The following is a 22,111-nucleotide window of genomic DNA, read 5'->3' on the forward strand; positions in this document are numbered from 1 at the left end:
TTATTTAATTTGGAGTATGTATGAGTCTTGATAACGTCAGCCCAGGAAAACGGGTTCCCGAGAACTTTAACGTCATTATTGAAATCCCCATGAACGCCGACCCCATTAAATATGAGGTCGATAAGGAAACCGGGGCGATCTTCGTGGACCGCTTTATGGGTACCGCCATGCACTATCCCTGCAACTATGGTTACATCCCCAAGACCATTGCGGGCGACGGTGATCCAGTCGACGTCTTGGTAATTACACCCTTTCCATTGATTCCTGGCGTGGTGGTTAGCTGCCGTGCCCTAGGCGTCTTACAAATGAACGATGAAGCTGGTGACGATGCCAAGTTACTAGCCGTTCCTGAAGATCGCATTTTATCGATCTATAGCCATTGGGAGAGCTCCGAGGATATCAACCAGATGCGTTTGAATCAGATTCAGCATTTCTTTGAGCATTACAAAGATCTTGAGAAAGGCAAATGGGTCAAGGTCAAAGGCTGGGGCTCGATTGCCGACGCTCACAAAGAGATTACCGATGGTATGGCCCGCTATCAGAAAGAGAAGGCATAAATATGAATCGTGCATGGCGTAGGTTATGAGTCAGCGCACTCATTCCCCCATGCAGATTGCCATGGCGCAACTCAATCCTCTTTTAGGGGATTGCGTTGGCAACGCGCAAGCGATTTTTCAGGCAGCGCAAGATGCCCATGAACACGGCGCCAGTCTACTTTTAACTCCAGAGCTTTCTTTAACTGGCTACCCTCCAGAAGATCTATTACTGCGCCCCGGATTTATTCAAGAGACACGGACTGTACTTCAGTCTCTATGCGAACAACTTCAAGAGTTGAGTGGATTAACCGTGATTGTGGGCCACCCCTGCGAATCCGATGCGGGTCTGCGCAATTCAGCATCAGTTATTCAGAATGGCAAAGTGATTGCCACGTACTTCAAACAGGAATTGCCCAACCATGAAGTGTTTGATGAGAAGCGTTATTTTGTGGCGGGTGAGAATGCCTGCGTTTTTGATCATCACGGTTTAAAACTCGGTGTTTTGCTATGCGAAGACATTTGGCATTCAGAGCCAGCGCGTCTAGCCAAGAATGCGGGGGCGCAAATGCTGCTGGTACTCAATGCTTCACCCTACCATCTGCAAAAAGAACAGACTCGCTACGAACTACTCAAAGAGCAGAGTCAAGCCTGCGGTTTACCCATCGTTTATCTCAATATGGTGGGCGGACAAGACGAACTCGTCTTTGATGGCGGATCCTGCGCTGTGAACTCCCATGGCGAGCTGGTGTTTGCCATGCCGCAGTTTCAGGAAGGGGTCGGATTTATTGAGCTTATAGGAGGCGAACCACAACGAGGTGAGATTACTCCCGCATTAACTCTCGAGGCGCAAGTCTATGCCGCACTCGTGATGGGGACGCGTGATTATGTCCACAAAAACCGTTTTCCAGGAGTAATTCTTGGCTTGTCGGGTGGCGTGGACTCCGCTTTAGTCTTAGCGATTGCAGTCGATGCACTGGGCGCAGAGAAAGTGCGCGCAGTCATGATGCCCTCGCCCTACACCGCTGAAATTTCTTGGCTCGATGCCCGCGAGCTGGCATCCAACTTGGGCGTGCAATACGATGAGATTTCGATTCAAGAGCCGGTGAAGGCTTTTGAAGATGCTCTACAAGCACAGTTTTCCAATTTACCGAGCGACACCACCGAAGAAAATATTCAGGCACGGGTGCGTGGCACGATCTTGATGGCCCTCTCCAATAAAACGGGTCGCTTGGTTCTTACCACCGGCAATAAGAGTGAGATGGCCGTTGGGTACTGCACTCTTTACGGCGATATGGCTGGGGGCTTTGCGGTGATTAAAGATATTGCCAAGACCTTGGTCTATCAATTATGTCGCTATCGCAATCAGATCAAACCAGTGATTCCAGAGCGAATTCTGACGCGCCCACCGTCGGCAGAACTGCGCCCCAATCAAACCGATCAAGATAGTCTGCCACCGTATGAGGTGCTTGATGCGATCTTGGCGCGTTATATGGAACAAAATCAATCAAGCGCTGAGATCATTGCAGCAGGCTATGATTCTGCGGCAGTGCAAAAAATTACCCGCCTCATTCAAATCAATGAATACAAACGGCGTCAGGCACCCCCGGGTGTCAGAATTACTGCACGCGCTTTTGGCCGAGATTGGCGCTACCCCATTACTTCTGGAGCGAAGCTCTAGACCTAAAAATAGTGGGGACATGAATAGGTCATGATCCTTGAGTATGATGGAGGCAAAGGAGACACTATGAAACTGATTACATCCATTATTAAACCGTTCAAACTTGATGAGGTCCGCGAGGCACTTGCCGAAGTTGGCGTTACCGGTCTGACGGTCACTGAGGTGAAAGGCTTTGGTCGCCAAAAGGGTCACACCGAACTCTATCGGGGCGCCGAGTATGTTGTCGACTTTTTACCCAAGGTGAAAGTGGAAGTGGTTGTGGCCGATAACTTGGTGGAAACCGTCACCGAAGCGATCATCAAAGCAGCGCGTACTGGAAAAATTGGGGATGGCAAAATTTTTGTGAGCCCAGTTGAGCAGGCGATCCGCATTCGTACGGGTGAGGTGGACGACGCCGCTGTCTAGAACGCCACTTCTTCCAAAATAATGCTCTTGGCATTTGGGTTATCAATTTTCACTTTATAACCCTGAAAAAAGAGATCCGTTTGACCTAAGCCAGCGGTCATCACTACAAAGGGGGCCTTTCCATAGAAGGAATATGAGCCCCCTGCTTCTAAGCTCTTTTTCTCCAGTTTGCCGCTTGCATCTTTTACACAGATCGTTTGGGCACTTCGGCTTTGCACATAGACCATATTGCCAGGCTTTGATGCGCTAGCCATGCGGTAACTTTTTGGACTGGCATCTTCCGATGGGCAAGTATTTGTCGCCTCTGAAGCAACGAGTGCTGGGGCGTTGGCAGTTGGTGGTGCCGGACTTACTACTTCTTCCTTTTTAGACTCTGCTGCAATCGTTTCCGATGGCAGTTTCGCGACCTCTACTGACTTCACTGGCTGCGGTTGATTCATATTCAGAGCCACCATTCCAATGGCGGCGACGATTGCAGCACTACCAAAGTAGATGAGAGTGCGATTCTTTTTAATAATTGGCTTGGGAGTCTCATCAAACCGCTCAAGCTGCTCCACCTTTTGGTCTGCAGTCTTTTTTGGAGTCGTACGTTTAGGTTGAGAAGTTTTCTTCTGAGATTCTTCTTTCTCAACAGGCCCAGAAGAATTTGCTTGTGCCTCTAGTGGCGAAGATAGACTTGCCACTTCCCTTGAACTCTCTTGACGGACTTTTGCAGCTTCGATCAAGTCAGGTCCAAAATCAAATACATCCTCTTGGCTGATGCCCAACTCATCGGCTACCCGTTTTGCTGCATTCGCTTTAATCGCCAGGGAATAGAAATGGCTTTTCTCACCATTTTCAAGCTGCTCAATTTGTTTAGTCGAAAAGCAAACCTTACTCGCTAATTCGGAGACAGTGAGACCCTTGGCTTCACGAGCCTTTTTAAGAACCTCTCCTCGAACATCTGGAACGCGTTTATTCATCACCAAATGCGTCTCACTTTTATATAGTTTTTATAATTATTTGTAATTGAATCAATGCCTTGTATATCAATCGTATCGGCTTAATTACTTCAGAATATGACATAAATAACAATATTTGGCTATCGACCCTAGGGCTAATACTTACCTTGTTAAATTGGACTCCAAATAGAATTTCACCAAATCCTGAACCGAGTTCGCTTGCATTTTTTCCATGACCCTGGCCTTATGGACCTTAATCGTGGCATCGGTCGTGCCTAAGCGCTCAGCAATTTCTTTATTCATGAGGCCCTCCACGAGTAAGGTACACACCTCCTTTTCTCGAGGTGTTAGGGTATTGAAGTTACGCTTGATCTCGCCATCTTTTAAATTACGTTTGAGTTGTTTTTGGTCGTAATCAAGGGCTTGATCGATAGCTTGCAAGAGCTCATCAATATTGAAGGGCTTAAACAGAAAATCCAGCGCACCTTTTTTAAGACCTTTGACAATCTGCTGGGGATGGCTTTGGCCACTCAAAAACACAATCGGAGTTTTACGACCTAGCTTTTCCAAGCGCTCCATTAAATCGAGACCACTGACATCCGGCATTTGCATATCAAGCACGATCACAGCTGGCGCAACTGGTAATGAATTTTGTAAAAACGAAGTGGCACTCTCAAAATCTTGTATCGAGTAACCAACATCGCGCAACATCCGCGCCAATGAATCTCTCATCGAGTTGTCATCATCGATGAGATACACGGTGCCGGTTAATCGCGTCATGGCTTATCATTACCTTGAAATTACTTATAGATCAACAATGTAACCCCCCATAACTGGACTGGCTATTAGCTATAAGGCTAATTTTGCTGGATATCCCTAAAATACCCTTCTACATTAATGCGTGAATCACAATCCCATGAGAACTTATCTTTGTATTGTTTGCGGCTTTATTTATGACGAATCAGCAGGCCGCCCCGAGGATGGCATTGCACCTGGCACCAAATGGGACGATGTCCCTGCCGATTGGGCCTGCCCTGATTGCGGGGCAGGAAAAGACAGCTTTGAAATGATGGCAATTTAATCGCGGAGACAATGACATGGCAGACCAAAAACAAGCCCCAAAACGCATGAATGAGCGTTCACGCATGGTGACCGAAGGGGTTGCGCGCGCACCCAATCGATCCATGTACTACGCCATGGGCTACAAAGAGGAAGATTTTGTAAAACCGATGGTGGGAGTGGCCAACGGCCACTCCACCATTACCCCATGTAATAGCGGCCTACAAAAACTAGCCGATGCGGCAATCGATGCTCTGGAGAAAGCGGGTGCCAAAGCCCAAGTCTTTGGTACTCCCACAGTTTCCGACGGTATCGGCATGGGCACGGAGGGCATGAAATACTCCCTGGTCTCACGCGAGGTGATTGCTGACAGTATTGAGGTTTGTGTCAACGGCCTCTGGCAAGACGGCGTGGTGGTCATTGGTGGCTGTGACAAAAACATGCCCGGCGGCATGATTGCGCTAGCGCGCACCAATGTTCCTGGAATCTATGTATACGGCGGCACCATCAAAGCAGGCCATTACAAAGGTAAAGAGCTCAATATTGTTTCTGCCTTTGAGGCCGTTGGCGAATTTACCTCTGGACGCTTAACCGAGGAGGACCTCAAAGGCGTTGAGCAAAACGCTTGTCCAAGCAGTGGTTCTTGTGGTGGCATGTATACCGCCAATACCATGAGCTCCTCCTTTGAAGCGCTAGGGATGAGTCTGCCCTACTCTTCAACCATGTCCAACGTAGACCAAGAAAAGGTCGATAGCGCAGCCGAGTCAGCCCGCGTATTGGTTCAAGCGATCAAAAATAATATTCGACCACGCGACATCATTACCAAAAAATCCCTTGAGAACGCCGTCAGCGTCATTATGGCTGTAGGTGGCTCGACCAATGCTGTTCTGCACTTTTTGGCAATTGCGAGTGCTGCGGAGATTGAGTGGACCATTGATGACTTTGAACGGATTCGTAAACGTGTGCCTGTAATTGCCGATATGAAGCCATCAGGAACCTATTTAGCTCCCGATCTGCATTTGGCGGGCGGTATTCCGCAGGTTATGAAGATTTTGCTAGACGGTGGCCTGCTCCATGGCGATTGCATGACCATCACCGGCAAAACGATTGCAGAGACCCTCAAAGATGTTCCGTCCAAACCAAGAGCCGATCAGAAGGTTATTCGAACCTTAGATAACCCGCTTTATCCACAAGGACACTTGGCGATTTTGAAGGGCAATATCTCGCCCGAGGGCTGCGTCGCCAAAATTACTGGCCTTAAGAATCCATCGATCACCGGTCCAGCACGCGTGTTTAACTCCGAAGATGAGGCCATGGAGGCCATCATGGCCCAGAAAATTAAGCATGGTGATGTGGTCGTGATTCGTTATGAGGGCCCTAAAGGTGGTCCCGGAATGCGAGAAATGTTAGCGCCTACTTCGGCTCTAGTTGGCCAGGGGCTTGGTGAGACTGTTGGACTTATTACCGATGGGCGGTTCTCAGGGGGTACCTGGGGAATGGTGGTCGGTCACGTCGCTCCTGAGGCCTTTGTGGGCGGCACCATTGCCCTAATTGAAGAAGGTGACTCGGTCACGATCGATGCGCATAAGTTATTAATCCAACTCAATGTTCCAGAGGAAGAGATTGCCAAACGGCGCGCTGCGTGGAAACAACCAAAATCCCGGTATACACGTGGTTTATTGGCTAAATACGCCCGTCTAGCAAGCTCTGCTAGCAAAGGGGCTGTTACTGACCGAAATCTGGATTAATTAACTTAACTCGACACAGCCTGAATCGCCCATAGCGAGACAGGCTGTATGACTACTGCGGCCTGACTAGTGCTTCATGTGCCCAGAACCTGAGCCCATCTCGCGCACCGGTACCTTGATTTCAACTTCACCGGCTTTCTGAAATTTCAGCTTAACTGGTACAGCCTCACCAGCCTTAAGCGGGCTTTTAATATCGATAAACATTAGGTGCAAACCACCTGGTTTGAGCTCGACGGACCCGTTTGCTGGCACATCAATCACTTTCACCTCGCGCATTTTCATGACGTTGCCATCCATTGTCATGGTATGCAATTGCATCTCGCCAGCGACTGGGGAGCTTGCTGCAATTAATTGATCAGCAGCCCCTTTGTTTTCAATCTTCATAAATCCGCCCGCAGCTTTTTGCCCAGGGGCCGTCGCGCGTGCATAAGGGTGCTCAATCTTGAGTTGCCCAATTCGATACTCTGGGCTCTTCATATCCTTATGTGCCAATGAGTGGCTTGAGAATGCGATTAGAGCACTTGCTATTACTGCTTGTAAAAAGTTGATGTTCATATAAATCCTTCAAATGAAAACGGCATTGCATGAGAGGTTCCAATAAAACCCCTGCCACTAAATTAGATGCAATGATTTGAAGGCGGCCCCTGAGAGGGGAGCTTGACCCACGCAAATAGAGTTTTGGGAGACTCCAAATAGAGACTGGGAGTCAAAATAGGTATTGCGGGGCTTGCAAATCCAAGATTGGTGAGTAGGTTCAGTGGCGCCATTGATTGCGCGACACAGTAGGGACAGTCGCCGGCCATCGTAGTCGGCGCTTCGGTATCTAAATTAACGGTTTGCTTGGAACCATCCACCACACACAGTTCCATGGTCAGAAAATTTGTATTGGCCGATTGGAAAAAGGCTTTGGCTAGCGATGGGGTAAAAATACTCCATGAAAAGGCGATCGCACAAAGCCAATGGATCAATTTTTGGTGGGGGGAAAGCATATCGTTATTTTATCCAGAAAGGCTCTGGATGAAGAAAGGGGGCTTGCGCCCCCCCTTTTTTTATTTTTAAAACATCCTGAAAAAATTATGCCTTCTTCTGCCTTAATTTTGAAATTAAAGGCCAGAACAAGAGGATGATTGCAAGTAAGGTGATGCTACCAACCAGGTAGTTTGAGAAGAACACGTTCAAATTACCTTGAGAGATTAGCATCGCTTGACGGAAAGAGTCTTCGGCGCGATCACCCAACACTAAGGCGAGAACCATCGGCGCCATCGGATAGTCAAGTTTCTTAAAGAGATAGCCCAGTACACCAAAACCTAACATGAGCCATACATCAAACATCGCGTTATGAACTGTAAATGCACCAACTGCACAAACCACAATGATCACTGGAGCGATGATTGAGAATGGGATTCTTAAAATTGAGGCGAAAATTGGTACACAGGTTAATACTACAAACAAACCGGCAATATTACCCAAATACATACTAGCAATTAAGCCCCAAACAAAATCTGGCTTCTCTACAAACAAGAGAGGTCCTGGTTGCAAACCCCAAATGAGGAGGCCACCCAGTAGAACCGCGGCGGTAGGTGAGCCTGGAATACCCAAAGAGAGCATAGGCAAAAGAGCTGCAGTACCAGCAGCATGTGCCGCTGTTTCAGGAGCAACAATACCTTCCATCTCACCCTTGCCAAACTTATCTTTATTCTTAGACATTTGTTTAGCAACCCCGTAACTCATAAATGAGGCGGGCGTCGCTCCACCAGGGGTAATACCCATCCAGCAACCAATTAAACAGCTGCGCAAAGATGTAGCCCAATATTTAGGCAACTTTGCCCAGGTTTCAAAGACAACTTTTGCACGAATCTTGGCACTTTTACCAGAGAAGGAAAGTCCCTCCTCCATCGATTGCAAAATCTCACCAATACCGAATAAACCAATTACAGCGATGAGGAAGTCAAAGCCGCGCATGAGCTCAGTGGATCCAAATGTGAGTCGCAATTGCCCAGTAACAGTGTCCATACCAACGGCTGCCAGAGCAAAACCGAGCATCATGGCAGAAATGACTTTGAAAGGTGAGCCCTTATTCATGCCCACAAAGCTGCAGAAAGTTAATAGATAGACAGCAAAAAACTCAGGGGGGCCAAACTGCAATGCGAACTTCGCAACCAGTGGGGCCAAAAAGGTAATCATGACGATTGCGAAGAATGCGCCAACGAAAGAAGAGGTGAATGCACCAGTTAAGGCCTCACCAGCTTTACCATCTTGGGCCATAGGGTAGCCATCAAATGTGGTTGCTACAGACCAAGGTTCACCCGGAATATTAAAAAGTACAGATGTTATTGCACCGCCAAATAGAGCGCCCCAGTAAATGCAAGAGAGCATAATAATTGCTGAAGTTGGAGGCATCGTGAAGGTAAGGGGTAACAAAATTGCGATTCCATTCGCTCCGCCAAGCCCTGGCAATACGCCAATGATGACCCCGAGGGTGACGCCAACAAGCATCAACAAAATATTGAATGGCGACATCGCGACAGCAAAGCCTCCAAATAGGGCGTTAATTTCTTCCAACTTCAGCTCCTTTGTATTAAGTCTCTATCGTTATTAATTTTTGTCTTGTATTACTGCAATCCGAATATAGCCAGTGGATTAATCAAGGATCCATGGGGCAGGGGTATTTGGAACCAATACTCAAACATCATGAATAAGGCGACACTAACTCCCAAACCAACCGCAGCAGCTTTCCAGAGTGCATATTTACCGAGCCAAACCATAAAAATTGCGATATAAAGAGCCGATGCGACATAAATACCAATCAACTGAACCCCAAGAACATACAAGGCAGCGGGGATTAAAACCGAAAGAACTTGGCGCAAAGGCTCTCTATCAACAAAACTCTCCTCACCCTGTTCTTTATTCTTAAACGCTTGAAATAACGTGATCGAACTTGAAACCAAAATAATTAAACTGATATAAAAGGGAAAATAGCCAGACTCGGGACCATCACTACCCCACTTGGCACCTAATTTAAGACTTCCAGTCATCACCACAAAACCGACAACTAAAAATAAAAGGGCAACGATGATTTCCATCGATCGCATACTAATTACAGAATTTTGATTTGAGTGATCAGACATACTTTGCTCTATATAAAAATTAATTCAAACTTAAAAAAATAAGACCCCAGTTTAGAGGTCTTATTTAGTAAAAACCAAATTACTTAGCTAAAAATCCGGCTTCTTTCATCAGCTGAGCATGGAGAGCGGCATTTTTTTCCAACCAAGAATTAAAATCCTTGCCAGTCATAAAGGTCTGATTGAAGGCACCGTCAGCCATAAACTTCTTCCACTCAGGTGTCTCACGGACTTTTTTGAACAAGTCAATATAGAAATCCACTTGAGCTTGAGTTACGCCTGGTGGCATGAAAATACCCCGCAACATTACATAATCGGTATTCACGCCAACCTCTTTACATGTAGGCACATCATTCCATGATTGAGTAGGGGTGATTTTCTCCTTGTATGGCATCCGCTCAGTGTCAAATACGCATTGAGCACGTAACTTACCAGCACGCCACTGTGCAACGGCTTCAATTGGATTATTAACCGATGAATCAATGTGATTACCAACCAACTGAACTGCTACTGCGCCGCCACCTGCAAACGGGACATACGTGAACTTCGCACCGGTAGATTTTTCAAGCGCTACCGTAATGATTTGGTCCTCTTGCTTCGATCCGGTACCGCCCATCTTGAACTTACCAGCGCCAGCGGCTTTCGCTGCATCAATATATTCTTTAGCTGATTTATAAGGCTTTTCAGCATTAGTCCACAATACGAACTGGTCAAGCGCCAACATCGCAACAGGAGTCATATCTTTCCAGCTAAATGGTACACCGGTTGCGAGAGGGGTAGTAAAAAGGTTTGAAAGCGTGATGATAATTTTATTTGGATCACCCTTTGCTTCTTTAATTGCCAAGAAACCTTCCGCACCAGCTCCTGCACCCTTGTTTACAGGAATAACTGATTGCTTCATCAGATTATTTTTGGAAATGATTCCCTGAATCATTCGCGCCATTTGATCGGCCCCACCTCCGGGACCTGCTGGAATAATAAATTCTACCGGCTTAGTTGGCTCCCACTTAGCCTGTGCTTGTACAGTAGCTGAAGCTGCAAAACCAGCAAGTAAAGCGACGCTTAGTACAGTTGACTTAAATTTCAAACGCATAGCTGCTCCTCCAAAAAGTTTTTTCAAAGTATTAAATTTGTTATGTAGCAACTTTGATGACTAATTCTTCAATAAAAGCTTTAGACAAAAATTGACAGACATCAACAAACAAAAATTTTCACATAAGTAAAACCCGTACTGACTAGTGAAAACCCGTACTTTAAGCACTTATTTAAGGGGCAAACTGGTGCCGGAAATAGGAATCGAACCTACGACCTTCGCATTACGAATGCGCTGCTCTACCAACTGAGCTATTCCGGCATGAACCTTTGGAAAATACTGCGTTCAGACTGAGATTTTATCCCAGCAAAATCAATGCCTTTACGAGGCGCTAGGATGAGCGTCTCCCAACGCTTTAGAAACAACCTCGCGCACGTCTGGGGAAAGCCGACTGACTGTTGCTAGGGTCTTTAGCGCCGCTTTCATCGGCTTCTGGTAGCGTGATGCAAACTGACGCCAACGGTCTAAGCCACGGGCCAGTCGCGCCGCTACTTGAGGATTGATCTCATCTAATGCAATCACTTGCTCGGCCCAAAAGGCATAGGTCACACCATCGACCCCATGAAATCCACCTGGGTTACTCAAACAAAATGCATGAATGAGGCTGCGCACCCGATTAGGATTATTCATCTGAAATGCGGGGTGTCGCATCAGCTCTTGCACATGACCAAGCACAGACTGACCCTTGGTTTGCGGGGGTCGCATTGCTTGTAAGGCAAACCACTTATCAACCACGAGCGGGTCTTCCGCAAAGCGCTGATAAAAATCAGCTAAGGCATTCTCAGCCTGGGGTGCGTGAGCGAATACAAGGGCCTGTAATGCCGCAAAGCGATCGGTCATGTTGTTCGCTAACTCGTATTGCTCTTCGGCCACCTCATACCAGCGAGTGTCCTTGGTTTCTAAAAGCATCATCAGCGCATCATTTTTGAGAGCGCGCCGACCCATACTCATTGCGTCCGGACTATAGCTCGCTGAGGTTTGGAGCGAGCGGTAGGTCTTTTCCCAGTCGGATTTAAGCGCTTGCGCTAGAGCAGACTTAAAACCTCTACGCGCCCAATGCAATTGCTGAGGGTCAACCAACTGAACCTGCTCATACAAATAGGTTTCGGCTGGCAGTGTAAAGAGAAGTTGTTTGAACGCCGGATCCAATTGCGGATCGACCAACAATTCACGGTAGGCCTCTAGCAATCGCCGATCGGGCTCTCGACCTACCAAAATCAATTGCTGAGCTAGTTTTTGCACAGCCTCCCACCGATTAAATGAATCCGTCTCATAGGCCATGAGAGCGAGCAACTCTGCTTCGCTTTGCTCGTGCTCAATCAAAATGGGTGCCGAGAAATCCCGATTGATCGAAAGCACTGGTTTTGCCGGGATTTGCTTGACTACCCACGTTTGCTCTGACTGGGTTAGCTCTAGCAATACTTCTTGACCAAAATGCTTTGCTTCTTTTGCAGTAATGGATGCGCCCTTTTCAAATAACAAACTCGCCTTCAAGGGAATATGAAATGGTTTTTTGGTCTTCTGCCCAGGTGTTGGGGGGCAATGTTGTTTGAGGGTCAAGCGATATTCTTTCTTCCGAGCACCAAACTGTTCATTGACTTGAACTCGCGGAGTACCCGATTGGCTGTACCAGTTTTTAAACTGGCTGAGATCGCGCTCATTCGCATCAGCCATCGCGGCGATGAACTCATCACAGGTCACCGCCGTCCCATCGTGACGCTTGAAATACAAATCCATGCCGCGACGAAAGCCATCAACCCCAAGTAAGGTTTGATACATCCGTACCACCTCCGCACCCTTCTCATAGACCGTTACCGTATAAAAATTATTGATTTCTTGATACTCATCGGGCCGTATCGGATGAGCCATGGGCCCCGCATCCTCGGGGAACTGTAGCTGGCGAAGTAAACGCACATCATCGATGCGCTTAACCGCCCGACCAGACTCTGTACCTATTTGATCGGCTGAAAACTCTTGATCCCGAAAGACGGTTAAACCTTCTTTCAGTGATAGTTGAAACCAATCCCGACAGGTCACGCGGTTGCCTGTCCAATTATGAAAATACTCGTGGGCTACTACGCTCTCAACATTGGCAAAATCCGTATCCGTTGCCGTTTGCGCATCCGCCAGCACAAACTTGGTATTGAAGATATTGAGGCCCTTGTTCTCCATCGCCCCCATATTGAAATCACTCACCGCCACAATCATGAAGCGCTCTAAATCAAGCTCTAAACCAAAGCGCTTCTCATCCCAAACAATCGATCGCTTTAGCGAGTCCATCGCGTGGTGGGTTTTATGCAGATCCCGCGGCTCAACCCAAATTTGCAATAGTTTTTTATCACCACTATGAGAAGTAATCACATCCTCTGAGCAAACTAATTTTCCAGCCACCAAGGCAAACAGATAAGAAGGCTTTGGAAACGGGTCTTCCCAAATGGCGCTGTGCCAACCATCGGCCAAATCCTCTTTGGCAATCAAATTGCCATTCGAGAGCAAGACTGGGTAATCGGCTTTGAGTGCTCGCATGGTCACGCGGTAGCGCGCCATCACATCGGGACGATCCTGGAAATACGTGATTTTCCGAAAACCCTCTGCTTCGCACTGCGTGAAGAAATTACCACGTGAGACATACAAGCCCATCAATGATGTGTTTTTCTCAGGAATGCATGCGGTTTTGATTTCAATCACAAAACGCTGCTTGCCTCCTTGAGGTAAACCATGAATCACCAGTCTCCCCGGCGTTAGCTCCAAATGGCGATGCGTCTCGCCATTGATACGCAGGCTAATGAACTCGAGCTCTTCACCATCCAAAATAAGGGGGAGCTCGTCTTTCGAGGTTTGCGTGATCTCACTAGGGATCACCTCAATGCGACTGTGCACAAGGGTGCGTTGCGGCATTAATTCAAAATCAAGCTCTACTTGGCCAAATTGATAATCGGGAGCTTTGTATTGAGAGCGCAAAAAGCGCTTGGCAGAATCGGTTCGCATGGAACGATTTTAGTTGGATCTTTACTTAGCGCTTACGCAAGATCCCCACCCCAAAGTAAGGTCGCCATTCCAAGCACAATGAATATCATCGCCGCAATACGATGCACCCACGTAATTGGCAAGCGCTTGGTAAATTGCTTACCAAGCCATACCGCAGGAGCATTCGCGAGCATCATGCCAAGAGTTGTCCCAATCGTGACCGACACCACACTGTCATACTTCGCTCCCAGAGCAATCGTGGCGATTTGGGTCTTATCACCCATTTCGGCAATGAAAAATAAGCTGGTGGTCAATACAAAAATTGCCCAAGCCCCTTTTGCTGCTTTTGCAGCTTGGTCCTCATCCAATTTGTCGGGGATAAGTAGCCAAGCGCCAAGGGCTAAAAATCCAATTCCCAGAATCCAACGCAATAGATCAGGACTGAGTAGCCCAGCAACCCAATGTCCCACATAAGCAGCGAGCGCATGGTTAACAAGCGTTGCCAGCAAGATCCCCCAAATAATCGGCCAGGCATGCTTGGGATAGCGCGCTGCGAGCATGAGTGACAAAAGCTGGGTCTTGTCCCCGATTTCTGCCAGGGCAACCACCCCGGTAGAAATGAATAATCCATAAAAATCCATATAAATCAGATATTTAAATAAAATCTATCAATATTTTTAATTAATACAATTTGGCTATCATAGGAAAAAACCCTAAACTGCGTGCATCTTAATTTTTCTCTAAAGGCAATTCCATGACTTTACGCGAAGGCAATCTCGAAGCCCCAACTAGACACCCCTTGGACTGGACCAATCCGGACTTCTACAACACCGAGAAACTCGAAGCCGAGATGGAGCGGGTATTTGATCTTTGCCATGGTTGCCGTCGTTGCGTCAATCTTTGCGGCTCATTCCCTACCCTCTTTGACCTCGTCGATGCGACCGAGGAAGGTGAAGTAGAAGGTGTGGCAAAAGCCGACTATCAAAAAGTGGTTGATCAGTGCTATCTGTGTGACGTTTGCTACATGACCAAGTGTCCCTACACCCCACCCCACCCTTGGAATATTGACTTCCCGCATTTGATGCTGCGCGCGAAGGCGGTTGCCTTCAAAGAAGGTAAAACCACTTTCCGTGACAAATTATTATCTTCCACTGACAAGCTTGGACAATTTGCAGGCATTCCAATCGTGACCCAAGCGGTCAATGCGGTGAACAATATGGGCGTCACCCGTTTAATGATGGAAGGCGCCTTAGGCGTTGATAAAAAAGCATGGGTTCCTGAATACGCTTCGAAGACCTTCCCCCAATTGGCGAAGCCATCGGTAGCGTTTCCAGTAAAAGATGGTCAACGCACCCCCGGTAAAGTCGCGATCTATGCTACTTGCTACATCAACTACAACGAGCCTGGTATCGGTCAAGATCTCATTAAGATCCTCAATCACAACCAGATCCCGTATGCCCTGGTTGACAAAGAGGCCTGCTGTGGCATGCCTAAACTCGAATTAGGTGATCTTGAGTCCGTAAAAGAAAATAAGGAAAAGAACATCCCCAAACTCGCTAAGTTGGCGCGTGAGGGCTATGCCATCGTGACTCCAATTCCATCGTGCACTTTAATGTTTAAACAAGAGTTGCCATTGATGTTCCCCGATGACGCTGATGTGCAAGCAGTCAAAGACGCGATGTGGGATCCGTTTGAGTACTTTATTGCGCGCAGCAAGGATGGTCTTTTAAACCAAGACTTCAAAGAAGAGTTGGGTCATGTGAGCTATCACGTCGCCTGCCATTCCCGCGTGCAGAACGTTGGTCAGAAAACCGCTGAGGCATTGAAACTCATTCCAGGAACCGAAGTGAATGTGGTGGAGCGCTGCTCAGGCCACTCCGGAACCTGGGGCGTCAAGAAAGAGTTTCATGCGATGGCAATGAAGATTGGTCGTCCAGTATTTCGCAGCATGGCTGAAGAATCACCAAACTACATTAGCTCCGATTGCCAACTCGCTGGGCACCACATTGCGCAAGGAATGGATGAACTGGGTCTGCCCAAGACCGCGATGGCTCATCCACTCACACTAATGGCCAAGGCCTACGGACTCTAAATCATGACAACAGGATCAATTGAAATGGGAAAAATTACTCGCGATAGTTTATTAAGCCTTGAGGCTTATCACAAAGCACGCCCTGAAATGAGAGCGCGCGCCATTGCGGAACGCAAACTACGTACCGTCCACCTGGGCGAGCATCTCACGCTCATTTTTGAAAACGAGTTCTTAATGCGCTATCAGATTCAGGAGATGTTGCGCGTTGAGAAAACCTTTGAAGAAGAAGGCATTCAAGACGAGTTAGATGCCTACAATCCAATGGTACCGAGTGGTTCAGACTTCAAGGTCACCATGATGATTGAGTACCCTAATGAGGCCGATCGTCGCGTAGCACTGGCTAAATTAGTTGGTGTAGAAGATCGGATTTTTATTGAGATTGAAGGTCAGCCACGGGTCTATGCAATTGCCGACGAGGATCTAGAGCGTGCAACGACCGAGAAAACCTCGGCCGTGCACTTCCTGCGCATTCCATTAACACCTGCGATGAAAGAGGCGCTAAAGGCCGGTGCTCAAATGATGGTGGGTTGCGACCACAAGGGATATCCCATGCATGTCGAAACCCTCCCTCATGAAACACTCGCCTCCTTAGTCACAGACCTCGACTAAATCGGGGCGCAGTAAAGCCTCATCTGCTGAGACGTACGACCGCTTCTGCGCCCGAGCGACGGGTGCAGAAGTGAGTTGCCCTTGATAGACGCTTAAGCCATTCCTCAAATGCGTGTTCTGCCGCAATGCTTCTATCACCCCAAGATTAGCAATCTGCTCAATGAAGGGATAGGTTGCATTGGTTAAACCAATCGTAGATGTTCGGGCAACCGCGCCTGGCATATTAGCCACACAATAATGAATCACCCCGTGCTCAACATAAGTGGGTTCCGCATGGGTGGTGGGTCGCGAGGTCTCAAAGCAACCGCCCTGGTCAATCGCTACATCTACCACCACCGATCCAGCTCGCATCTGCCCGATCATGGCTGCGGTCACCAATTTTGGCGCCGAACCACCTGGTAATAACACTGCGCCAATCACTAAATCACTATCTCTCACTGCATTCTCAATACTCTGCTGATCAGAAAATAGGGTTTGGACTCGATTGCCATAGAGTGCATCAATCTGCCGCAGTCGATCCAAGTCGCGATCCATAATGCTCACGTGGGCGCCCATACCGACGGCAATTTGTAAGGCATGGCGCCCTACAACACCTGCACCTAAGATCAATACCTTTGCCGCAGTAACCCCAGGAATGCCGCCTAACAATAATCCAGAGCCACCTTTGGATTTCTCCAAATGTGCCGCCCCCGCCTGAATGGACATCCGCCCAGCCACCTCACTCATGGGTGCCAAGAGCGGGAGTGCGCCACTCGATGAGGTCACCGTCTCATAAGCAATACAGATGGCCTTGGACTTGATTAATGCTTCCGTTTGCACTGGATCAGGGGCCAGGTGTAAATAGGTAAAGAGAGTTTGATCCTCGTGAAGCATCGCGCACTCCTGTGGCTGTGGCTCCTTCACCTTCACAATCAACTCAGCATCTGCGAAAACCGCTTTAGCATCTGCCATTAATTTTGCTCCAGCTGCTTCGTATTGTTCGTTAGCAAAACCAATTTGTGCCCCAGCATGTTGCTCCACTAACACTGTGTGACCTTGCCGCGTCAGACTACTCACCAAACTAGGGGTGAGGCCAACTCGAAACTCATTGTTCTTAATTTCTTTTGGAATACCAATAATCATTTTTGCTCTCCTAATTGAAGTACGTGTTTTTTATCAATCCCCAATACGAAATACAGGATCAAATAAATGGTTAATAAGATCGGACCCACAATGAGTGCCATGCGCGCATCCTCATGAAAACTCATCAAGACAATGACGAGCGCGATGAAGGCCAAGGCAAACCAACTGGAATAGGGCCACAATGGTGTGCGATACGACAATTGAGCAAGCTGATCTTTGCTAAGGCTTGCCCGAAAGCGATAGTGGGTATACAGAATGGAAATCCAAACCATGAGGCCCACAAATGTAACGGCTGCCATCATGTAGTGGAATGCCTTCTCGGGGACAAAATAGTTCAGGATCACGCCTACCATTGGTACGCAAACCGTTCCAATCACAGCACGATGCGGCACACCATTGTTTGACAGCTTGACAAAAGGCTTTGGTGCGTAGCCATTAGCTGAGAGTGCATACAGTAATCTGCCACCACTAAATACACCAGCGTTACAAGCAGATAAGGCAGCGGTAATGACCACAAAATTAACAACACCTGCAGCCTCACGCAAACCAATGCGCTCAAACATCGCTACAAATGGACTGCCTTGCTGACCTACTTCATTCCAGGGAAAGATAGCCAAGATCACCATCAATGCGCCCAGATAAAAAATCAGGATGCGCCAGATCAATGAATCAATAGCCATTGGGATCGTCTGTTTTGGATTTTGTGCCTCGCCCGCCGATAGGCCGATCATCTCAATACCAACATAGGCAAACAACACCATATGCAAGGAGAGCAAAAATCCACTAAATCCGTTCGGGAAAAATCCGCCATGCTGCCAAAGATTTCCCAATCCCATTGGTACCCAATCGTTGGTAAACCCAAAGAAAATGACCGAGCAGCCCAAAGCGATCATTAGCACAATCGCCATGATCTTGATGAGCGCAAACCAAAACTCAAACTCACCAAATACTTTGACTGCAATCAGATTAATGAGCCCCATCAGGATGATGGACGATAGCGCCCAAATCCACTGCGGTATATCTGGGAACCAAACCCCCATATAGATACCAACCGCGGTGACTTCGGCAATAGCTACCACCACCCAGTATGTCCAATAGCCCCAACCCACCATGTATCCCGCTAAGGGATTGACATAGGTATTGGCATAGGTGGCAAATGACCCTGTGACTGGCTCGTGAACCGCCATTTCACCTAAGGTTCGCAAAACCACGAATGCAACCAGGCCGGCTAAGAAATACGCAAGCAAAATTGATGGTCCCGCAATTTGAATTGCGGTGGCAGATCCTAAAAACAATCCGACACCAATGGTCGAACCCAAAGCCATTAAGCGAATGTGTCTGACTTTGAGATGGCGCTTTAAGCCTTCTTCATTCTTCTCCAAGAGAACTCCTTTCATGATGACAGTGGCACAACGCCACCGCATGAGAGTCTATGGAGCGAATACGTTTGAAACTAGTGCTTAAAAACTATAGAAGTATCAAGAACGAAATTAATAATTAAGTAACTTTGAGAATCTACTGAATAATCAATGAAAGCTGCCATTAAAAAAATAGTTACTTACAGAAAAATCAGTAAATTCTTACAGGGATAGCCCTAGTGATTCTGAGCAAATTTTGGATGAAAAAAAACCCCAGCAAGCTGGGGTTCTCTTAAACAAGAAGAATTACTTCTTGGCTGGAGCAGCAGGAGCAGCAGCAGGAGCTGGAGCAGCAGCAGCTGGCTTAGCGTCTTTCTTGTCATCTTTCTTAGCTGGAGCAGCTTGAGCGAAAACACCAGCAGAGAACAAACCAGCAACTAACATAGCAACGATCTTTTTCATGTAAAACTCCAAAGTAAAAATTAATAAACGTAGTCTCCTACGGAAATACAACAGCCCAAAGAAAACCAATGTAGCTACAAATGGCTTTCATTAGGTTAGTTCATTAACGCTTCTAAAAACAAAGGGTTGACAAACCAATTACCTGAACATCATTTCAAGTAAATCAGGAGTTTAGCAAAATATTAAGCTTGTAATTTGGCTATTTGGGCAAGGCAAGCCGCGGCAGCTGTAAATCCAAACCCTGCGGTTACGGTAACTCCTGAGCCATACCCAGAGCATTCCAAACCCCCGCTGGCTAAGCCCCTCCTAGCTTCCACTGAATAAACAGCCTGAATTCCCATGGATTTCTTCAAATCCCTACTGAATGAGTGGTTTTTGCGCAACTGGGCTCTGATTTTGGCTAGCAAGGGGTCTTGGGTGGTTTTGGATAAGTCAGCAATCTGAATTCGGGTGGGGTCAACCTTCCCGCCCGCGCCTCCGCACATCACTAATGGAATCTGCTGAGTTTTACAAAAGCTAGCCAGCGCTACCTTCGCCGATACATCGTCGCAGGCATCCAGTACAAAAGAGTTATGCGGAATGATCTGCTCCAAATTGGCTGGCTCCGCAAATACATCATGCATAGTGATTGTGATCATTTGATTAATGGCTTGAAGACGCTCAGCCATAGCCAGCACTTTAGCTTTCCCAAAACTACCTTCAATGGCATGCAACTGACGATTCACATTGCTAGGTGCAATATGATCAAAATCGACCAAAACCAAATGCCCAACCGCAGAGCGAGCCAAAGCCTCAGCAGCCCATGAGCCAACCCCACCCAAGCCGATCACCACAACCGTGGCTTGGCCAAATGCTTTAAAGGCATCCTCTCCATAAAGACGAGCCACCCCAGCAAATCGTCGATCTGCCACTTCATTGCTCTCACACGTACTTGGGCCAAGCACTCTTTCGTTTGTCATACGCTCTCTTTATACTCAATCCATGAGTTCAATCAGTAAAAACTTAGCCGATTTACGGAAAAACTATACCGCAGGGCAACTATCGGAACGTGAGCTGCCTCTCGATCCCATCATCCTGTTTGAAAGCTGGTTTGAGCAAGCTAGTCAGGCAGAATGTCCGGAACCCAATGCCATGGTGCTAGCAACAGCAGATGCATCAGGTACGCCCTCAGCCCGGGTGGTTTTATTAAAAGGAATCAGCCAAGGTGATTTTTGTTTCTTTACAAATTACGAAAGTCAAAAGGGGCAAGAGCTTGCAATCCGCCCACAAGCGGCACTACTATTTCATTGGCACGAGCTAGAGCGCCAAGTGCGGATTAATGGAATTGTCTCCAAACTAAGCGCAGCTGAGAGCGATGATTACTTTTTTCAACGCCCCCCAGCCTCTCGCATAGGCGCCTGGGCTTCACCCCAAAGCCGAGAAATTGAAAGTCGTGCTTTTTTAGAACAAGAAGAATTACGCTTTAAACAACAATTTGGCGAAAATCCCCCAAGACCAAGCCAGTGGGGAGGATATCGTTTAAGGCCCGAGAAGATTGAGTTTTGGCAAGGTCGCCCCTCACGTTTACATGATCGTATTTTGTACACCAAGGCTCAAGAGACATGGCGCATTAGTCGCTTGGCGCCATAGAAGGTTCTCTCTCAATCTTTCAGTAAAGATGAGAAAGTCTTTTTAAACTTACTAACCTTAGGACCTACAACTGCCATGCAATAACCCTGAAATGGGTGATTGCGATAGTAATTCTGATGGTAGTCTTCCGCAGGATAAAAAACGGGGGCCATGATCACTTCCGTAACAATCGGATCAGAAAACTGTCTTTGCTCCTCAAGCTCTTTGACTAGGTTTTTAGCGATTTGCAATTGCTGATCGTTAAGGGCATAAATCACCGAGCGATATTGCGTTCCTACGTCATTACCCTGGTAGTTCAATGTGGTTGGATCATGAATCACAAAGAAGATCTCTAGCAACTGCCGATAGGAAATAATGCTGGGATCAAACTCAATCTCAACAACCTCGGCATGCCCAGTCGACTCCGAGCAGACCGCCTCATAACTGGGATTAACAACATGGCCACCAGCATATCCCGAGATCACATGCGTAACGCCCTGAACGCGCTGATAGACCGCCTCGAGGCACCAGAAACACCCACCGCCCAATATCGCCTTCTCTAAGATCGTTGCCACCAAGATTCTCCAATACTGTTTTTACTTAACCGCCTATCAATAAGCGTAACGCAAAATAGATAAATAGTGCGCCAACCCCAAACCACAGCATAGCCGCCCATTGCGGATGGCGCTCCATTCGATGAGCCAGAGTTTCACCAACCCAAATCAGTACCCCCAAGTAGGTGATGCTAATCATCTGCAAAATGATGGCAAGGTATAAAAAACTCTGGGCTGGATTGGCAAATTGTGGATCGACAAACTGGGTAAAGAAGGAGATGAAGAAAAAAATGGCCTTGGGATTGGTGAGCGATAAACCGAGTGCAGCCACAAATGGATGCATATGTATAAGTCGCATGGTGCTTGCTGGAGCGCTATTTTGTGAGGAGGACCTTTGCAAACGATTCCAAGCGGTTTGCATCAGGCCCCAAGCTAGCCACAGCAAGTAAATCGCCCCCAGCCAACGTAATGCCATAAAAATGCCAGAAGAGTTTTGTAAGAGGGATGCAGCCCCTAAAACAATGGCAATCATCAGAATTGAATCGCCCACCACAATGCCCAATGATGCCCACACCCCGGCCCTCCAGCCCAGCTTGGATGAGGCTGTCAGAACATAAAGGGAGTTTGGGCCCGGCAATAAAACAATCGCGATGGTGCCCAGAATAAAGGTTGGCAACTGTACGACGCCAACATGGGTCAAATTCATCCAATCCAGCATGACTAGATCATAAACAGGAAACGTGTCATAATGGAG

At 47.5% G+C, this 22,111-nt stretch carries 23 protein-coding genes and 1 tRNA gene; 8 read left to right on the plus strand and 16 right to left on the minus strand.

The window, feature by feature from the left end; translation table 11 throughout:
* Positions 1 to 20 precede the first annotated feature (20 nt).
* From ppa to QUE62_RS06915, 3 genes are all read left to right on the plus strand, one after another.
* Positions 21 to 557, plus strand: coding sequence for an inorganic diphosphatase (ppa, locus tag QUE62_RS06905; RefSeq protein ID WP_286223346.1), 537 nt, complete (start codon positions 21 to 23; stop codon positions 555 to 557).
* 25 nt (positions 558 to 582) lie between these two features.
* Positions 583 to 2,214: an NAD+ synthase gene (locus QUE62_RS06910; protein ID WP_286261250.1), complete on the plus strand. Its 1,632-nt coding sequence runs from the start codon at positions 583 to 585 to the stop codon at positions 2,212 to 2,214.
* 66 nt (positions 2,215 to 2,280) lie between these two features.
* Entirely contained in the window at positions 2,281 to 2,619 is a 339-nt protein-coding gene (locus QUE62_RS06915; protein ID WP_286225094.1) for a P-II family nitrogen regulator, read from the plus strand.
* On the opposite strand, the gene QUE62_RS06920 is transcribed toward QUE62_RS06915, so the two are convergent.
* Positions 2,616 to 3,581 (minus strand): helix-turn-helix domain-containing protein, encoded by a 966-nt coding sequence (locus QUE62_RS06920; RefSeq protein WP_286261251.1) that lies wholly within the window; start codon positions 3,579 to 3,581, stop codon positions 2,616 to 2,618. The two genes, QUE62_RS06915 and QUE62_RS06920, sit on opposite strands and share 4 nt — an antisense overlap.
* A gap of 141 nt (positions 3,582 to 3,722) precedes the next feature.
* Positions 3,723 to 4,340, minus strand: a complete 618-nt coding sequence (locus QUE62_RS06925; RefSeq protein ID WP_286225096.1) for a response regulator transcription factor — start codon at positions 4,338 to 4,340, stop codon at positions 3,723 to 3,725.
* A 136-nt stretch (positions 4,341 to 4,476) separates the two neighbouring features.
* Here QUE62_RS06925 and QUE62_RS06930 point away from each other — a divergent pair, with 136 nt between their 5' ends.
* Both QUE62_RS06930 and ilvD read left to right on the plus strand, forming a co-directional pair.
* Complete coding sequence (locus QUE62_RS06930) at positions 4,477 to 4,641, plus strand: rubredoxin (protein WP_108508877.1); 165 nt, start codon at positions 4,477 to 4,479, stop codon at positions 4,639 to 4,641.
* A 46-nt stretch (positions 4,642 to 4,687) separates the two neighbouring features.
* Complete coding sequence (gene ilvD / locus QUE62_RS06935) at positions 4,688 to 6,367, plus strand: dihydroxy-acid dehydratase (protein ID WP_286226192.1); 1,680 nt, start codon at positions 4,688 to 4,690, stop codon at positions 6,365 to 6,367.
* Between the two features lie 66 nt (positions 6,368 to 6,433).
* On the opposite strand, the gene QUE62_RS06940 is transcribed toward ilvD, so the two are convergent.
* From QUE62_RS06940 to QUE62_RS06975, 8 genes are all read right to left on the minus strand, one after another.
* Entirely contained in the window at positions 6,434 to 6,922 is a 489-nt protein-coding gene (locus QUE62_RS06940) for a copper chaperone PCu(A)C (RefSeq protein WP_286261253.1), read from the minus strand.
* 62 nt (positions 6,923 to 6,984) lie between these two features.
* Positions 6,985 to 7,356: a DUF2946 family protein gene (locus QUE62_RS06945; protein ID WP_286261256.1), complete on the minus strand. Its 372-nt coding sequence runs from the start codon at positions 7,354 to 7,356 to the stop codon at positions 6,985 to 6,987.
* A gap of 85 nt (positions 7,357 to 7,441) precedes the next feature.
* Complete coding sequence (locus tag QUE62_RS06950) at positions 7,442 to 8,929, minus strand: tripartite tricarboxylate transporter permease (protein WP_286261258.1); 1,488 nt, start codon at positions 8,927 to 8,929, stop codon at positions 7,442 to 7,444.
* Positions 8,930 to 8,979: 50 nt separating this feature from the next.
* Positions 8,980 to 9,495 (minus strand): tripartite tricarboxylate transporter TctB family protein, encoded by a 516-nt coding sequence (locus QUE62_RS06955; protein ID WP_286261259.1) that lies wholly within the window; start codon positions 9,493 to 9,495, stop codon positions 8,980 to 8,982.
* A 79-nt stretch (positions 9,496 to 9,574) separates the two neighbouring features.
* Positions 9,575 to 10,585, minus strand: coding sequence for a Bug family tripartite tricarboxylate transporter substrate binding protein (locus QUE62_RS06960; protein WP_286261261.1), 1,011 nt, complete (start codon positions 10,583 to 10,585; stop codon positions 9,575 to 9,577).
* 185 nt (positions 10,586 to 10,770) lie between these two features.
* A tRNA-Thr gene (locus QUE62_RS06965) sits at positions 10,771 to 10,846 on the minus strand.
* Positions 10,847 to 10,906: 60 nt separating this feature from the next.
* Positions 10,907 to 13,573 carry an aminopeptidase N gene (gene pepN / locus QUE62_RS06970; protein ID WP_286261263.1) on the minus strand — a complete coding sequence of 889 codons (2,667 nt, stop codon included), beginning with the start codon at positions 13,571 to 13,573 and terminating at the stop codon, positions 10,907 to 10,909.
* Positions 13,574 to 13,605: 32 nt separating this feature from the next.
* Positions 13,606 to 14,193, minus strand: coding sequence for a TMEM165/GDT1 family protein (locus QUE62_RS06975; RefSeq protein ID WP_286223357.1), 588 nt, complete (start codon positions 14,191 to 14,193; stop codon positions 13,606 to 13,608).
* A 113-nt stretch (positions 14,194 to 14,306) separates the two neighbouring features.
* Between QUE62_RS06975 and QUE62_RS06980 the strand changes: the two genes are divergently transcribed.
* Together QUE62_RS06980 and QUE62_RS06985 are read left to right on the plus strand one after the other, a co-directional pair.
* Positions 14,307 to 15,644 (plus strand): heterodisulfide reductase-related iron-sulfur binding cluster, encoded by a 1,338-nt coding sequence (locus QUE62_RS06980; RefSeq protein ID WP_286261265.1) that lies wholly within the window; start codon positions 14,307 to 14,309, stop codon positions 15,642 to 15,644.
* Positions 15,645 to 15,647: 3 nt separating this feature from the next.
* Complete coding sequence (locus QUE62_RS06985) at positions 15,648 to 16,253, plus strand: DUF3501 family protein (RefSeq protein WP_286261267.1); 606 nt, start codon at positions 15,648 to 15,650, stop codon at positions 16,251 to 16,253.
* Here the strand turns inward: QUE62_RS06985 and ald are convergent.
* The 4 genes from ald to QUE62_RS07005 all read right to left on the minus strand — a co-directional run bounded on the left by ald (position 16,233) and on the right by QUE62_RS07005 (position 20,154).
* Positions 16,233 to 17,375, minus strand: coding sequence for an alanine dehydrogenase (gene ald, locus QUE62_RS06990; protein WP_286261269.1), 1,143 nt, complete (start codon positions 17,373 to 17,375; stop codon positions 16,233 to 16,235). The two genes, QUE62_RS06985 and ald, sit on opposite strands and share 21 nt — an antisense overlap.
* A complete protein-coding gene (locus QUE62_RS06995; protein ID WP_286225105.1) occupies positions 17,372 to 18,772 on the minus strand; it encodes an amino acid permease in 1,401 nt (466 codons plus the stop codon). The genes ald and QUE62_RS06995 overlap by 4 nt, the downstream gene beginning before the upstream one ends.
* Positions 18,773 to 19,039: 267 nt before the next feature.
* A complete protein-coding gene (locus QUE62_RS07000) occupies positions 19,040 to 19,195 on the minus strand; it encodes a hypothetical protein (RefSeq protein WP_286223362.1) in 156 nt (51 codons plus the stop codon).
* Between the two features lie 182 nt (positions 19,196 to 19,377).
* Complete coding sequence (locus tag QUE62_RS07005) at positions 19,378 to 20,154, minus strand: tRNA threonylcarbamoyladenosine dehydratase (RefSeq protein WP_286261271.1); 777 nt, start codon at positions 20,152 to 20,154, stop codon at positions 19,378 to 19,380.
* Positions 20,155 to 20,176: 22 nt separating this feature from the next.
* On the opposite strand from QUE62_RS07005, the gene pdxH reads away from it, so the two are divergent.
* Positions 20,177 to 20,824 (plus strand): pyridoxamine 5'-phosphate oxidase, encoded by a 648-nt coding sequence (gene pdxH, locus QUE62_RS07010; protein WP_286223364.1) that lies wholly within the window; start codon positions 20,177 to 20,179, stop codon positions 20,822 to 20,824.
* A gap of 11 nt (positions 20,825 to 20,835) precedes the next feature.
* On the opposite strand, the gene msrA is transcribed toward pdxH, so the two are convergent.
* On the minus strand, positions 20,836 to 21,381 hold the full coding sequence (msrA, locus tag QUE62_RS07015) for a peptide-methionine (S)-S-oxide reductase MsrA (RefSeq protein ID WP_286223365.1): 546 nt from the start codon (positions 21,379 to 21,381) through the stop codon (positions 20,836 to 20,838).
* 22 nt (positions 21,382 to 21,403) lie between these two features.
* Positions 21,404 to 22,075, minus strand: coding sequence for a leucine efflux protein LeuE (gene leuE / locus QUE62_RS07020; protein ID WP_286261273.1), 672 nt, complete (start codon positions 22,073 to 22,075; stop codon positions 21,404 to 21,406).
* Between the last annotated feature and the right edge of the window lie 36 nt (positions 22,076 to 22,111).

Origin of the sequence: Polynucleobacter sp. HIN9 (genome assembly GCF_030297635.1) — a bacterium.
In the GTDB taxonomy this organism is placed as follows: Bacteria; Pseudomonadota; Gammaproteobacteria; order Burkholderiales; family Burkholderiaceae; genus Polynucleobacter.

Excerpts from the sequence above, each read along its gene's own strand:
- ppa (WP_286223346.1), top strand. The coding sequence starts at position 21 with ATGAGTCTTGATAACGTCAGCCCAGGAAAACGGGTTCCCGAGAACTTT.
- QUE62_RS06910 (WP_286261250.1), top strand. The coding sequence starts at position 583 with ATGAGTCAGCGCACTCATTCCCCCATGCAGATTGCCATGGCGCAACTC.
- QUE62_RS06915 (WP_286225094.1), top strand. The coding sequence starts at position 2,281 with ATGAAACTGATTACATCCATTATTAAACCGTTCAAACTTGATGAGGTC.
- QUE62_RS06920 (WP_286261251.1), bottom strand. The coding sequence starts at position 3,581 with ATGAATAAACGCGTTCCAGATGTTCGAGGAGAGGTTCTTAAAAAGGCT.
- QUE62_RS06925 (WP_286225096.1), bottom strand. The coding sequence starts at position 4,340 with ATGACGCGATTAACCGGCACCGTGTATCTCATCGATGATGACAACTCG.
- QUE62_RS06930 (WP_108508877.1), top strand. The coding sequence starts at position 4,477 with ATGAGAACTTATCTTTGTATTGTTTGCGGCTTTATTTATGACGAATCA.
- ilvD (WP_286226192.1), top strand. The coding sequence starts at position 4,688 with ATGAATGAGCGTTCACGCATGGTGACCGAAGGGGTTGCGCGCGCACCC.
- QUE62_RS06940 (WP_286261253.1), bottom strand. The coding sequence starts at position 6,922 with ATGAACATCAACTTTTTACAAGCAGTAATAGCAAGTGCTCTAATCGCA.
- QUE62_RS06945 (WP_286261256.1), bottom strand. The coding sequence starts at position 7,356 with ATGCTTTCCCCCCACCAAAAATTGATCCATTGGCTTTGTGCGATCGCC.
- QUE62_RS06955 (WP_286261259.1), bottom strand. The coding sequence starts at position 9,495 with ATGTCTGATCACTCAAATCAAAATTCTGTAATTAGTATGCGATCGATG.
- QUE62_RS06960 (WP_286261261.1), bottom strand. The coding sequence starts at position 10,585 with ATGCGTTTGAAATTTAAGTCAACTGTACTAAGCGTCGCTTTACTTGCT.
- pepN (WP_286261263.1), bottom strand. The coding sequence starts at position 13,573 with ATGCGAACCGATTCTGCCAAGCGCTTTTTGCGCTCTCAATACAAAGCT.
- QUE62_RS06975 (WP_286223357.1), bottom strand. The coding sequence starts at position 14,193 with ATGGATTTTTATGGATTATTCATTTCTACCGGGGTGGTTGCCCTGGCA.
- QUE62_RS06980 (WP_286261265.1), top strand. The coding sequence starts at position 14,307 with ATGACTTTACGCGAAGGCAATCTCGAAGCCCCAACTAGACACCCCTTG.
- QUE62_RS06985 (WP_286261267.1), top strand. The coding sequence starts at position 15,648 with ATGACAACAGGATCAATTGAAATGGGAAAAATTACTCGCGATAGTTTA.
- ald (WP_286261269.1), bottom strand. The coding sequence starts at position 17,375 with ATGATTATTGGTATTCCAAAAGAAATTAAGAACAATGAGTTTCGAGTT.
- QUE62_RS06995 (WP_286225105.1), bottom strand. The coding sequence starts at position 18,772 with ATGAAAGGAGTTCTCTTGGAGAAGAATGAAGAAGGCTTAAAGCGCCAT.
- QUE62_RS07000 (WP_286223362.1), bottom strand. The coding sequence starts at position 19,195 with ATGAAAAAGATCGTTGCTATGTTAGTTGCTGGTTTGTTCTCTGCTGGT.
- QUE62_RS07005 (WP_286261271.1), bottom strand. The coding sequence starts at position 20,154 with ATGACAAACGAAAGAGTGCTTGGCCCAAGTACGTGTGAGAGCAATGAA.
- pdxH (WP_286223364.1), top strand. The coding sequence starts at position 20,177 with ATGAGTTCAATCAGTAAAAACTTAGCCGATTTACGGAAAAACTATACC.
- leuE (WP_286261273.1), bottom strand. The coding sequence starts at position 22,075 with ATGCTGGATTGGATGAATTTGACCCATGTTGGCGTCGTACAGTTGCCA.